Consider the following 12,793-nt stretch of genomic DNA (forward strand, 5'->3'; position numbering starts at 1 on the left):
CACAAACACAAAGATTAAAAATATAAATTATGACATTTCCAAGATTAAGTTCTACTTATCAATGTTTTTTAAGTAGAACTTAGTCTTAAAAAAAGTAGAATTTACTTTTCAAATTAAATTAGATTATATCTATTTTTTATAAATAACCTCATAATCCTGATATTTAACATTCTTATAATGACCATCAATTGTATAATATTCTTAAAGCTATATCTCATATACTTCATTTCTCGACTATCATAAAACCCACAATAGTTTAAACGATGATTTGAATTTTCATTTTCTATTTTTTCATTGATTATTATAATGATCTAAAGGATAACAATAACTTAAGACTGTATATCCAATATTCTCTCTTTCTTCAAAAAATAAACTTTTTGGACTTTTAAGGCATACTTCAACATATAATAAGAAAGTTTCATATTCTGTTGAGCTGCTAAAATATGAAATGTTATTATCCCACTGCATAAAATTTAAACTAACTATATAATTGACTATTATCAATAAATAGTCAAATAATAAAACTCCCCCAATCACAACTTATCATTTAACTATTTTTAAAAGAACTTGACTATGTGTTCTGTTCCAAGAATACAATACATTCTATAATCATATATTCAACAATCATTATCTATATTTTCACATCTATATCTACCCTTTTTTACAAAAATTTTGTCATAGCAATGTGTAAAAACCACAAAAAAGTCTTTTTATGTATAATTTCATAAGTTTTTTTGCAATTATTCGAATTAATGATATAATAAACAAAGAATTATTGGAAAGTGAGGTTTACCCATGTCACGCTCAATTGTTAAACAGGCTTCTATTCTCGCTATAGCAGGAATATTAGTCAGAATTATTGGAGCTTTATATAAAAGTCCATTAACGGCTTTAATTACTGCCGAAGGTATTGGTTATTACTCTATGGCTTATAATATTTATGCTCTTATTTTACTTTTATCTTCGTATAGTATTCCAACTGCCATTTCAAAACTTATTGCTGAAAAACTGGCATTACATCAATACAATAATGTTCAAAAGATTTTAAAATGTTCATTTATTTATATTTGTATTATTGGGGGAAGTGCTGCCATTATTGCTTACTTATTGGCTCCAGTGCTTGTTACAGGGCATTCTGTATTACCACTTAGAATCTTATGTCCAACTATCTTTTTATCTGGTTTATTAGGTGTCTTTAGAGGCTATTTCCAGGCTCATCAGACAACTTTCTATACATCAGTATCTCAAATTATTGAACAAATCTTTAATGCTGTGGTTGCGATTGGCTGTGCTTATTTATTTGTTCGTCCATTCATGGAAACGGGTGGCAGTGAAATGGCTGCAGCTGGTGCAGCTGGTGGAGCTGTTGGCCCTGGTGTTGGTGTTCTTGTGGGACTCATTTTCATGTTTATCATGTATATCAAAAATCATAATCACCTGTTTATCAAAGATACACCTGATGATTATGAAGATTCCTATAAAGATATTTTTAAAATGATTATCCACATTGTCACACCGATTATTTTTGCAACATGTGTTTATAATCTGATTACCGTTATTGATCAATATATTTATTCATTTATCATTGGTACTGATCCACAGTCTGCAACTATGTGGGGTGTTTATTCAGGACAATATATTGTTTTACAAAACGTTCCTGTAGCCTTAGCTTCAGCAATGTCTACGGCTTCTATTCCAGCCATTTCATCATCATGGTCATTGAAGAATTATCGTGAAACAAGAGAACATATCCGTTCTGGTATTCGTGTGACAATGATGCTTTTGATTCCAGCGGCCGTAGGAATGAGCGTTCTAGCATATCCAATCATTGGTATTCTCTTCCCTCAAGAAGAGACTGTTATGATTTCTACCATTATGTTAGCTGTTGGTAGTCCTGGTGTCGTCTTCTTTGGCCTATCGACTTTAACCAATGGAATTTTACAAGCTATAGGGCAAGTCAATACACCTTTAAAAAATGCAGCCATTGCATTAATCTATCATATCGTTATTACAATTGTTCTGCTTTTATTAACACCTTTAGGATTATATTCATTGGTTATTGCTAATTGTTTTTATGGTTTACAAGTTTGTTATCTCAATCAAAAAATGTTACGTAAAATTACTCATTACAAACAAGAAATAAGAAAAACTTACCTATTACCTATTATTGCGTCTCTATTAATGGGTGTGATTGTAGCTATTGTTTATTATGGATTTTTTGCTTTAACAAGAAGAGTTTTGATTCCTTTAATACTTTCTGTATGTATTGGAGTTATTGTTTATTTTGTGATTATTATCTACTTCTATTCTGATCACCCTGAAGAACTCTCTTCTATTCCTTATGCTAATAAAATCATCTATAAGTTTAAAAAACATTAATAATAAGAAAGCTATTGGAAATATGTTTTATCATATAACCAATAGTTTTTTATAACTACCATAAAAAAGAAAACAGAAAGACAAGATATCTTTCTGTTTCAGTTCTCTATTGAATTATTCACCAACAGCACACATGATTTCTCCAGTGACAGCAATTTCATCTTCAACCTTTGCTTCAATAGCAGCAAAGTAAATACCACCTTTTTCTTTTGTTAAAGTGACAGTCATTGTTAAAACATCACCAGGAATCACTTGTTTTCTAAAACGTGCTTTATTAATACCAGCAAAGAAAGCAATCTTCCCTTTATTTTCTTCTTTAGAAAGTAATAAAACACATCCTGTTTGAGCTAAGGCTTCAATAATTAAGACACCTGGCATCACATGTTTTTCAGGGAAATGTCCTAAAAATTGCATTTCATTAGCAGTTACACATTTTCTTCCTACAATTGTTTTTCCATCTTCACTGATGCTTTCAATACAATCTACAAGTAAAAATGGATAACGATGAGGAATAATTTTTTGAATATCATTAGAATTATATAACATCTCTAATCCTCCCATTTCTTGAAAATCAATGATGCATTATGTCCACCAAATCCAAGAGAATTGTTCATAGCATAATGAATATCTTGTTTTCTACCAACATTAGCGACGATATCTAAATCACAGTCTTCATCTTTATTTTGATAATGAATTGTAGCTGGGATATATCCTTCCTGTAATGCTTTTACACAAATAACAGATTCTAAAGCACCACTCGCTCCTAATAAATGTCCTGTATAAGATTTTGTTGATGACATAGCCAAATGATATGCATCGTCACCAAAAGCATATTTCACAGCCATTGTTTCTGTCTTATCATTTAATGGTGTAGATGTCCCATGAGCATTGATATAATCAATATCAGATGGTTGTAAAGCAGCATCTTCTAAAGCCTGTTTCATCGCTTCTCCACCACCGCTTCCATCAGATAATGGGGCTGTAATATGATAAGCATCACAAGTTGCTCCATAACCAACAATTTCACCATAGATTGTCGCATTTCTATCTAAGGCATGTTGTAATTCTTCTAACACTAAAACAGCTGCTCCTTCACCCATTACAAAGCCACTACGATCTTTATCAAAAGGAATAGAAGCACGATTTTTATCCTCACCAGTATGCAAAGCTTTCATAGAAGCAAATCCTGCAACTGATAATGGTGTAATAGAAGCTTCACTTCCTCCAGCAATCATAACATCTTCATATCCATCTCTGATTTTATGGAAGGCTTCACCAATTGCATTTGTTCCAGCTGCACATGCGGTTACAACAGAAGATACATAACCTTTTGCACCTAAATCAATCGCAACACTTCCTGCTGCTAAATTAATTAAAGTCATAGGAATAAAATATGGTGAAACTTTTGATGGTCCTCTATTTAATAAACTTTGTTCCGCTTTTTCAATAGATTCAACACCACCAATACCACTACCAATAATGACACCAAAACGATTTTTATTCATTGTTTCTAAATCCAACTTTGCATTTTCAATAGCCTGTTTAGAAACAACTCTGGCAAATTGCGTAAAACGATCATTAAATTTTAAATCTCTTTTTGTAAAATATTGTTCTAAATCAAGATTTTTCACTTCTCCAGCTAATTTGACCTTATAATCACTTGTATCAAAATGTGTAATTTCATCAATTCCACATGTCTGATTTAAAATACCATTCCAAGTTTCTTCAACAGTATTTCCAATTGGAGATACGGCTCCCATTCCAGTAACGACAACTCTTTTTTTCATGTTTTGTCCTCCTTACATGACCATTCCGCCATCAACATTGATGACTTGACCCGTAATATATTTTGCACTATCACTTGCTAAAAAGTATGCAACATTCGCAACATCCTCTGGTTCACCCATTTGTTGCAATGGAATATTTTTTAAGATATTTTCTTTTGTATCATCACTTAAAACATCTGTCATTTTTGTGGCAATGAATCCTGGCGCAATAGCATTCGCACGAATATGACGTGGTGCTAATTCTTTCGCAACTGATTTTGTTAAAGCAATGACACCAGCTTTACTGGCTGCATAATTGGCTTGTCCAACATTTCCAATAATTCCAATTACACTTGCCATATTGATAATAACACCTGATCTTTGTTTCATCATAATACGAGAAACAGCTTTAATGGTATTAAATGTTCCTTTTAAATTGACATCAATGACATCCATAAATGACTGTGTATTCATTTTTAATAATAACTGATCTTTTGTAATCCCTGAATTGTTAACCAAGACATCAATAGAACCAAACTGTTCTAAAACAGCTTTCATCATTTGATCCATGGCATCATAATCAGTGACATCACCTTCATAAATCATAGCTTCAATACCATGGGCACAACATTCTTTTTGGACTTCTAAAGCTTCATCCTGATTTCCAATATAATTAATCGCAATATTATATCCTTCACTTGCAAATTTTAAAGCAATGGCTCTACCAATTCCACGACTGGCACCAGTAATTAACGCTACTTTACTCATCTTTTAACGCTCCTAACATTTGATTTAAACCTTCAATACTATCTACACTATAAACAGGAATACTTCTATCTGTCTTCTTAACAAAGGCACTTAATGCTTTTCCTGGTCCAATTTCCACAAAAGCTTCAACACCTTGTGCAATCATATATTGAATTGATTGATAGAAATAAACACTTGATTTGATTTGTCGAGTTAAAATATCAATGAGATCTCCATCTTCTTCTTTTCCTGAAACATTATAAACAACTGGAATCTTTGTTTCATGAATATCATATTTTTCTAACTCTTCTTTCAGCTTATATGATGCTTCTTCTAATAATGGAGAATGGAATGCTCCTGAAACTTTTAATGGAATGACACGTTTTGCGCCAGCTTCTTTTAATTTTTCTGAAGCAATCTCAACAGCTTCTTTTGTTCCTGTAATCACAATTTGTCCTGGACAATTATAATTGGCAATTGTGACACCATCAATAGGTTCAATAACTTCTTGAATCTTTTCAGCATCCATGGCTAAAACAGCTGCCATAGATGTTGTTCCAGCTGGCAGGGCTTCACTCATAATCTGTCCACGACGTCTCACGATTGAAATCGCATCTTGTGTGTCAAATGCTCCTGCATAAGCCAAAGCAGAATATTCTCCTAATGATAAACCTGCCACATAATCAGGATGAATACCTTGTGCTTCAATCACTTTCGCGATAGCTAATGATGTTGTTAAAATACAAGGCTGTGCATATGATGTTTCATTTAAAACATCTTCAGGTCCTTCAAAACATACTTTTTTGACATCAATATCAATATTGGCCTGATCAAAAACATCTCTGGCTTCTTGGAATTCATCATAAAATGCTTTTCCCATACCTACATATTGACTACCTTGACCAGCAAAAATCATTCCTATTTTCATAGATTTTCCTCCATTTCTTTCATATATTCATGAATCACTTCTTCAACATGTTTCATTTCATGAATTCTCGCTGCCTGGCTTCCTACAAAAACCAGACCATTTTGTACATTTCCTTTTACACTCTGTATCAATGCTTCACTAATACAATAAGGTGTATTTTCAGGATTGCAAGGAATCATGCAATGCAGACAATTTTTCATACAGATATTTCCTGTTTGTCTTGTTTTCTTTACAAAATCATTGACAATAGCACGTCCTGGAAGTCCTGCTGGACTTGAGACAAGTTCAATATCTTCTTGGCGACATTGAATAACCATATCTTTAAATTCTTGTGCTGCATCACATTCATAAGTCGCAATAAATGGTGTGGCAATCTGTACACCTGTTGCACCTAATTTGATGAATTCAGCAATCTTCTTTCCAGAATCTATACCTCCAGCAACAAAAACAGGAATTGTCTTTTTGTATTTGTCTTCCCAAACTTTTAATTCTTTTTTAACATCAGCTAAAATATCACTTAGTTTTTGACACGTATGTGCCAATAAATCATCTTTTTTAAATCCCAGATGTCCACCAGCTTCACTACCTTCAATCACTACGAAATCAGGTGTATACTGATAACGTTTATCCCATACTCTGGCAATCAGTTTGGCCGCTTTTCCACTCGATACAATCGGTGCTAAAAGCGCCTTTCCTTTAGCAAACTTAGGTAAATCTAATGGTAATCCTGCCCCTGAAATAATGGCATCACAACCACCTTCAAGAGATGCTTTCACGAAATCTTCATAGTTTTGACTGGCAACCATAATATTGACACCAATCAAACCATTTCCTTTAGCAAGCTCTTTGGCACGTTGAATATGATCTTTTAAAGCCTGACAATTGACAGCAATTGGATTTTTTCTAAATCCTTCATAATTATAGCCAGGATGAGCGGCACTGATGACACCCATAGCACCACATTTTGCAACTGCTCCTGCTAATGATGATAAAGAAATACCGACTCCCATACCACCTTGAATGATAGGAAGTTTCATGATACGATTTTGGATTTGAATCATTGCATTTCCTCCATGACTTTTTGCAGGTTTGCATAAACTTGTTTTGTTGAAGCCATCATTTCATCAAGAATCTGTTGCATTGGTTTCTTTTCTTTGACCATTCCAGCAATTTGTCCCATCATCACAGACCCAGTTTTCACATCACCACTTTGTACAGCTTTTCTTAAAGCCCCAAGTGTTAATTTTTCTAATTCTTCACGACTTTCAAAATGTCCTTCAAGTTTTAAATATTCTCTTGCCATTTGATTCTTTAAAATACGGACTGGTGTATTCACACTTCTTCCAGTTACAACAGTATCAGTATCTTTGGCTTTAATAACAGCATCTTTATAGTTTTCATGAATTGGACATTCATCAGCAACCAATAGACATGTTCCAATCTGTACGCCAATAGCCCCTAAACTCAAAGCTGCCATCACACCACGTCCATCTCCAATTCCACCAGCTGCAATCACTGGAATATTGACAGCATCTACAACTTGTGGAACCAAAGCCATTGTTGTCATTTCACCAACATGTCCACCTGATTCTCCACCTTCAACAATCAAGGCATCAGCACCAGCTCTTTCCATACGTTTAGCCAAACCAACGCTAGGCACAACTGGTAAAACTTTAATTCCAGCTTCTTTGAGTTTTGCCATATAAGGTCCTGGATTTCCCGCTCCTGTTGTCACAACATGAACGCCTTCTTCAACAATAACATCAATAATTTCACTGGCATATGGATTCATCAACATGACATTGACACCAAAAGGCTGGTCTGTTAATTGTTTACATTTTTGGATTTCTTCACGTGTTTGAGCTGCATCCATTGATCCTGTCGCAATAATCCCTAAACCACCACTATTAGAAACACAGGCAGCAAAGGAAGCAGTTGCAATATTCGCCATAGCTCCTTGAATAATAGGGTATTTTATATTTAATAATTCATTTAATAACACTTTATTGTCCTCCTCTATTGTCAATAAGAGTTGCTCCATAAGTTAATCCAGCACCAAATCCAACCAAAATAACACGTCCCTTTTCAGGAATTTTTCCTTCTCTTTGGGCCATTGCATAAGCAATAGGAATACTGGCCGCTGAAGTATTTCCAAACTCTTGAAGATTCATATAAAATTTTGATAAATCGACTTTCATCTTTTTTGCCACATGAGAAATAATACGATAATTCGCCTGATGTGGAATAACCAAATCAATATCATCTATAGAAAGTCCTGACTGATCCAAAACATTTTCAATAGATTCTTTTAAAACTCTAATTGCAAATCTAAACACATCATTTCCTTTCATATTTAAATAATGTGTTGATGCTCCCTGATTTTGTAAATCATGAACTAAAGGCAATCCTTGAGCATGTAAGACTTCCTGTAAGTCTCCTTCACTATTGGCATAGTGATAAAGTTTTGTATCTCCTCGACCAAGAACCATCGCACCTGCACCATCCCCAAATAAAACGCAAGTTGAACGATCATTCCAGTCAATCATCTTACTAATTGTTTCACTACCAATGACTAAGATATGGTGATATCTACTTAATAAATCACTGGCAATCTGAAATGCATATAAAAATCCACTACATGCTCCATTAATATCAAAAGCAAAGACAGGACAATCATTTAATCCCAGTTTTGCCTGAACAAGACAAGCTGTTGAAGGTGTCATACAATCTGGTGTCATTGTTGCAACAATAATCACTTCAATGTCTTCTTTTTGAATATGTGCATCTTCAATCGCCTGTAAACTGGCTTTATAAGCCAAATCACTTGTATTTTCAGTTTCACTCACATAACGTGATGAAATACCTGTTCTTTGTACAATCCATTCATCACTTGTTTCAACTCTTTTTTCTAAATCAAAATTCGTTACTTTCTTTTGAGCTTTAACAAACCCAGTTCCTAATATTTCTATTGAACTCATGACATAACTCCTATCTTACGGAACTTTTGATAACGTTTTTCCAATAAATCTTTTTCTTTTGTATGAGTTAAAACATCTAATTCTTTTTGTAAATACTGATCAATATTATCTAATACAAGTTTTAAATCATTTTGCATACCACCTGTTGGTTCTTTGACCAAATAATCAGCAATTCCTTTATCATATAAATCATACGATGTCAGTTTCATCACTTCAGCCGCTTCTTGAACACGACTATCATCTTTCCATAAAATACTTGCAAAACCTTCAGGTGATAAAACAGAATAAATGGCATTTTCTAACATACAAATACGATCGGCAACACTTAAAGCTAATGCTCCTCCACTACCACCTTCTGATAAAACAATACAAATAACAGGTGTTTTCAAATCAGAAAAAGTGTATAAACATTCAGCAATCGCCTGTGCCTGTCCCCTCTCCTCAGCTTCGATACCAGGATAAGCTCCTGCGGTATCTACAAAAGTAATGATTGGTCGATGAAACTTTTCGGCTTGTCTGGCAAGTCTGAGAGCTTTACGATAACCTTCAGGATTACACATTCCAAAATGACGATTCAAATTTTCTTCCAATGTCTTTCCTTTGGCTTGCGCAATAACAGTGACTGGCATATCGTGAAAATAACCAATTCCCCCAATAATAGCCTGATCATCTCCATAACATCTATCCCCATGAAGTTCATAGAAATGGTCAAACAATCCCTCAATAAAATCACTTGCTTTTGGTCGTGATGGATGTCTTGCGATAGACACACGATCCCAAGCAGTTAAATGATGATATGTTTCTTTTGTGAGAGTATCAATCTCTTGAGAAAGTTCATCGAACTCTTTTTGATCTTCTGTTACAGCTCTTTTCGCCTGTAACTCTTTTATTTTTCTTTCATTATCTACGAGGCTCATAATTTTCCTCCATGTAATTTTAATAAATCTGAAATAACATTTTTCAAATCATGTCTTTCCACAATCATATCAATAAAACCTTTTTCAAGTAAGAATTCTGCAGTTTGGAAACCTTCAGGTAACTCCTGCTTAATTGTATCTTGAATAACACGTTTTCCAGCAAATCCAATCATGGCCTGTGGTTCAGCAATGATAATATCTCCCAGCATCGCAAAGCTGGCACTGACACCACCTGTTGTAGGATGTGTTAATAAGGCTATATAAAGACCTCCTTGATTTGAAAAACGTTTTAAAGCAGCACTGATTTTAGCCATCTGCATTAAAGAATCAATACCTTCTTGCATTCTGGCACCACCACTGGTACAGCTAATAATCAATGGTAATTTTTTACGTGTAGCCAGTTCTACTGCTTTACATATTTTTTCACCAACAACTTTTCCCATACTTCCCATCATGAAACGAGAATCCATGACACATAAGACAACACGACTCTGGTTGATTTTACCAACACCACAAATGACAGCTTCATTCATACCGGTTGACATCCAGGCTTTTTTTAGCTTTTCATCGTAACCAGGAAAATTTTCATTGTTAGATGTTTTATCTTTTTCAAAATATTCTTTCCAAGTGCCTTCATCCATTAAATCACGTATACGCTGTCTGGCACTGATTTTCATATGATGACCACATTTAGGACAAACATAATCATTTTCGATAAGTGAAAAATAAGGAATAGATTCATGACAATGATCACATTGTTTAAAGATATTTTCAGGAATTTCTTTTTTTTCTTTAATTTTATGTCTATTTAACCATGATGAGAATTGTTTTAATTCTTCATTTCTTTTTTTAAACAATTGATCCATTATCTTTCAACTCCTTTATAAATGTTTCACAGAAGCTTGTATCATAACTTCCTTCAATAAATTCTTTAGAATGTAGAACATAATAATGGAATTTTGTATTCGTTGAAATACCATCAATAATGACTTCACTTAACGCTGCACGCATTTTTTTAATACATTCTAGACGTGTTGGTGCAAAAGTAATTAATTTTAAAATCATCGAATCATAATAAGGTGAAATTTCACACCCACTATACATGGCACTATCCACTCGCACTCCTCTTCCACCTGGTAAATGCATAAATGTTATTTTTCCAGGTGTTGGCGCAAAATCACGATTCATATCTTCAGCATTAATACGACATTCTAAAGCATATCCATTTTGATGAATATCTTCTTGCTTGTATGGAAGTTTTAATCCTTCAGCAACCTTAATCTGTAACTTGACTAAATCAATACCACAAATCATCTCTGTAATAGGATGTTCAACCTGAATACGTGTATTCATTTCCATAAAATAATATTGTCCGTGTTTATCTAATAAAAACTCAATTGTTCCAACACTATTATATCCCACATGATGACAAGCCTTGATGGCATCTTCAAACAATCTTTGACGCACATCTTTCTTTAAAATATGACATGGTGCTTCTTCAATCATCTTTTGATGACGTCTTTGAAATGAACAATCTCTTTCAAATAAATGAATCACATGACCATGATGATCACCAATGACTTGAACTTCAATATGTTTTGGATTTTCAATTAATTTTTCTAAATAGACATCATCATCACCAAAACAAGCTTTGGCTTCAGCTTTGGCATTGAGATATTGTGTTTCAAACTCTTCTTCATTATGAACTACACGCATACCACGTCCACCACCACCATTGCTGGCTTTAATCATAACGGGATATCCTATATCTTCAGCAACCTTTTTCCCCTGTTCTACAGTTTCAATAATTTCTTTAGAACCAGGAATCACAGGAACTCCTGCTTCTTTCATCATCTTTCTTGCGGCAGACTTATTTCCTAACATATCAATAATATCAGGTGATGGTCCTACCCAGATCAATCCACATTGAATAACAAGTCTGGCAAATTCACTGTTTTCACTTAAAAAACCAAATCCAGGATGAATCGCATCACATCCCGTATTGCAGGCCGCCTGAATAATCGCATTCATATTCAGGTATGATTCATTAGCTAATGGTCCACCAATACATACAGATTCATCTGCTAATTGCACGTGCAAAGAATGTTTATCAGCTGTTGAATAAACGGCAACAGTCTGAATTCCTATTTCTTTACATGTACGTATAATTCTGACTGCGATTTCTCCGCGATTGGCAATCAATAATTTTTCAATCACATTATCACCTTACCCTATCATCATTAAAGTCTGATCATATTCAACTGTTTGACCATCTTGAACTTCAATAGATAAAACTTTTCCAGAAACAGTTGCTTTAATTTCATTCATGACTTTCATGGCTTCAATGATACAAATCGTGTCTCCTTCTTGAATCATATCTCCAACTTTGACATAAGGTTCTTTTCCCGCACCACTTGATTGATAATATGTTCCAACAATTGGACTTTTGATAGGTGTACCTGTTTCCTGAATTGTTTCTTCATTGTGTTCACTAGGTGTTTTGACATCGGTAGGTGTTATGATTTGTTTTGCTTCTATATCTTTTTCTAATGTGATATGTAAATCACCATCAGTTAAATCCATCTTAGATATTTGACTTTCTTCAAACATCTTCATAATTGATTTAATTTTTTCAGTATCCATACATGTTCCTCCTTAGAAAAATAAGCTAAGTGAAACCTTAGCTTATTGTTTAGATTCAATTAATTTCACAATATCTTCTACAGTTACTAATGCAGCTAATTCTTCATCAGAAATTTCAACGTCGAATTCTGTTTCTAAATCTAAAGATAATTCAACAGCTGCTAAAGAATCAATTCCTAAATCATCTTTTAAGTTAGATTCTAATTTAATTTCTTCTCCATCAATATTTAAAGATTCTACTAATGCATCTTTTACTTGTTCAAACATGATATGTCCTCCTATGTGCTTACTTAAAATTTTTTATATTCTTACTTCAAATTTTTGAAGTAATGTTACTATACACCTCTTTTTTAGATTTGTAAATAGATTTTCATTAATTTATTTAAAATTTTTTATATAAATTTTTAAAGTATTTAACATCATAAAAAAACTTAC

At 33.6% G+C, this 12,793-nt stretch carries 13 protein-coding genes; 1 reads left to right on the plus strand and 12 read right to left on the minus strand.

The features are described from left to right. The first annotated feature begins 795 nt into the window (after window positions 1-795). Complete coding sequence (locus B5E87_RS01850) at window positions 796-2,379, plus strand: putative polysaccharide biosynthesis protein (protein WP_087243244.1); 1,584 nt, start codon at window positions 796-798, stop codon at window positions 2,377-2,379. 114 nt (window positions 2,380-2,493) lie between these two features. On the opposite strand, the gene fabZ is transcribed toward B5E87_RS01850, so the two are convergent. The 12 genes from fabZ to B5E87_RS01910 are packed head-to-tail and all read right to left on the minus strand — an operon-like array spanning window position 2,494 to window position 12,625. After that, on the minus strand, window positions 2,494-2,925 hold the full coding sequence (gene fabZ, locus B5E87_RS01855) for a 3-hydroxyacyl-ACP dehydratase FabZ (protein WP_087243245.1): 432 nt from the start codon (window positions 2,923-2,925) through the stop codon (window positions 2,494-2,496). 2 nt (window positions 2,926-2,927) lie between these two features. Further along, entirely contained in the window at window positions 2,928-4,166 is a 1,239-nt protein-coding gene (gene fabF, locus B5E87_RS01860; protein WP_087243246.1) for a beta-ketoacyl-ACP synthase II, read from the minus strand. A 12-nt stretch (window positions 4,167-4,178) separates the two neighbouring features. Beyond that, on the minus strand, window positions 4,179-4,913 hold the full coding sequence (gene fabG / locus B5E87_RS01865) for a 3-oxoacyl-[acyl-carrier-protein] reductase (protein ID WP_087243247.1): 735 nt from the start codon (window positions 4,911-4,913) through the stop codon (window positions 4,179-4,181). Further along, a complete protein-coding gene (gene fabD / locus B5E87_RS01870) occupies window positions 4,906-5,820 on the minus strand; it encodes an ACP S-malonyltransferase (RefSeq protein ID WP_087243248.1) in 915 nt (304 codons plus the stop codon). Before fabD ends, fabG begins: the two co-directional genes overlap by 8 nt. Further along, complete coding sequence (locus B5E87_RS01875; RefSeq protein ID WP_087243249.1) at window positions 5,817-6,881, minus strand: NAD(P)H-dependent flavin oxidoreductase; 1,065 nt, start codon at window positions 6,879-6,881, stop codon at window positions 5,817-5,819. Before B5E87_RS01875 ends, fabD begins: the two co-directional genes overlap by 4 nt. After that, window positions 6,878-7,822, minus strand: coding sequence for an enoyl-[acyl-carrier-protein] reductase FabK (gene fabK, locus B5E87_RS01880; protein ID WP_087243250.1), 945 nt, complete (start codon window positions 7,820-7,822; stop codon window positions 6,878-6,880). The genes B5E87_RS01875 and fabK overlap by 4 nt, the downstream gene beginning before the upstream one ends. Before the next feature lies 1 nt (window position 7,823). Next, window positions 7,824-8,798 (minus strand): beta-ketoacyl-ACP synthase III, encoded by a 975-nt coding sequence (locus B5E87_RS01885; RefSeq protein WP_087243251.1) that lies wholly within the window; start codon window positions 8,796-8,798, stop codon window positions 7,824-7,826. Then, on the minus strand, window positions 8,795-9,715 hold the full coding sequence (locus tag B5E87_RS01890) for an acetyl-CoA carboxylase carboxyltransferase subunit alpha (protein ID WP_087243252.1): 921 nt from the start codon (window positions 9,713-9,715) through the stop codon (window positions 8,795-8,797). The genes B5E87_RS01885 and B5E87_RS01890 overlap by 4 nt, the downstream gene beginning before the upstream one ends. Then, window positions 9,712-10,581 carry an acetyl-CoA carboxylase, carboxyltransferase subunit beta gene (gene accD, locus B5E87_RS01895; protein WP_087243253.1) on the minus strand — a complete coding sequence of 290 codons (870 nt, stop codon included), beginning with the start codon at window positions 10,579-10,581 and terminating at the stop codon, window positions 9,712-9,714. Before accD ends, B5E87_RS01890 begins: the two co-directional genes overlap by 4 nt. Further along, window positions 10,565-11,932, minus strand: a complete 1,368-nt coding sequence (accC, locus tag B5E87_RS01900; RefSeq protein WP_087243254.1) for an acetyl-CoA carboxylase biotin carboxylase subunit — start codon at window positions 11,930-11,932, stop codon at window positions 10,565-10,567. Before accC ends, accD begins: the two co-directional genes overlap by 17 nt. Before the next feature lie 9 nt (window positions 11,933-11,941). Further along, window positions 11,942-12,358: an acetyl-CoA carboxylase biotin carboxyl carrier protein gene (gene accB, locus B5E87_RS01905; RefSeq protein ID WP_087243255.1), complete on the minus strand. Its 417-nt coding sequence runs from the start codon at window positions 12,356-12,358 to the stop codon at window positions 11,942-11,944. Window positions 12,359-12,400: 42 nt separating this feature from the next. Beyond that, the gene (locus B5E87_RS01910) at window positions 12,401-12,625 is read right to left on the minus strand and encodes an acyl carrier protein (protein WP_087243256.1); all 225 of its coding nucleotides are present in this window, start codon (window positions 12,623-12,625) and stop codon (window positions 12,401-12,403) included. Window positions 12,626-12,793: the final 168 nt, after the last annotated feature.

The sequence above is a fragment of the Massilimicrobiota sp. An142 genome, from assembly GCF_002160725.1.
In the GTDB taxonomy this organism is placed as follows: domain Bacteria; phylum Bacillota_I; class Bacilli_A; order Erysipelotrichales; family Coprobacillaceae; genus Allocoprobacillus; species Allocoprobacillus merdigallinarum.

Coding starts and splice junctions, on each gene's coding strand:
- fabD (WP_087243248.1), bottom strand. CDS start 5,820: ATGAAAATAGGAATGATTTTTGCTGGTCAAGGTAGTCAATATGTAGGT.
- fabZ (WP_087243245.1), bottom strand. CDS start 2,925: ATGTTATATAATTCTAATGATATTCAAAAAATTATTCCTCATCGTTAT.
- accD (WP_087243253.1), bottom strand. CDS start 10,581: ATGGATCAATTGTTTAAAAAAAGAAATGAAGAATTAAAACAATTCTCA.
- B5E87_RS01910 (WP_087243256.1), bottom strand. CDS start 12,625: ATGTTTGAACAAGTAAAAGATGCATTAGTAGAATCTTTAAATATTGAT.
- B5E87_RS01890 (WP_087243252.1), bottom strand. CDS start 9,715: ATGAGCCTCGTAGATAATGAAAGAAAAATAAAAGAGTTACAGGCGAAA.
- B5E87_RS01875 (WP_087243249.1), bottom strand. CDS start 6,881: ATGATTCAAATCCAAAATCGTATCATGAAACTTCCTATCATTCAAGGT.
- B5E87_RS01850 (WP_087243244.1), top strand. CDS start 796: ATGTCACGCTCAATTGTTAAACAGGCTTCTATTCTCGCTATAGCAGGA.
- accB (WP_087243255.1), bottom strand. CDS start 12,358: ATGGATACTGAAAAAATTAAATCAATTATGAAGATGTTTGAAGAAAGT.
- B5E87_RS01885 (WP_087243251.1), bottom strand. CDS start 8,798: ATGAGTTCAATAGAAATATTAGGAACTGGGTTTGTTAAAGCTCAAAAG.
- fabG (WP_087243247.1), bottom strand. CDS start 4,913: ATGAGTAAAGTAGCGTTAATTACTGGTGCCAGTCGTGGAATTGGTAGA.
- fabF (WP_087243246.1), bottom strand. CDS start 4,166: ATGAAAAAAAGAGTTGTCGTTACTGGAATGGGAGCCGTATCTCCAATT.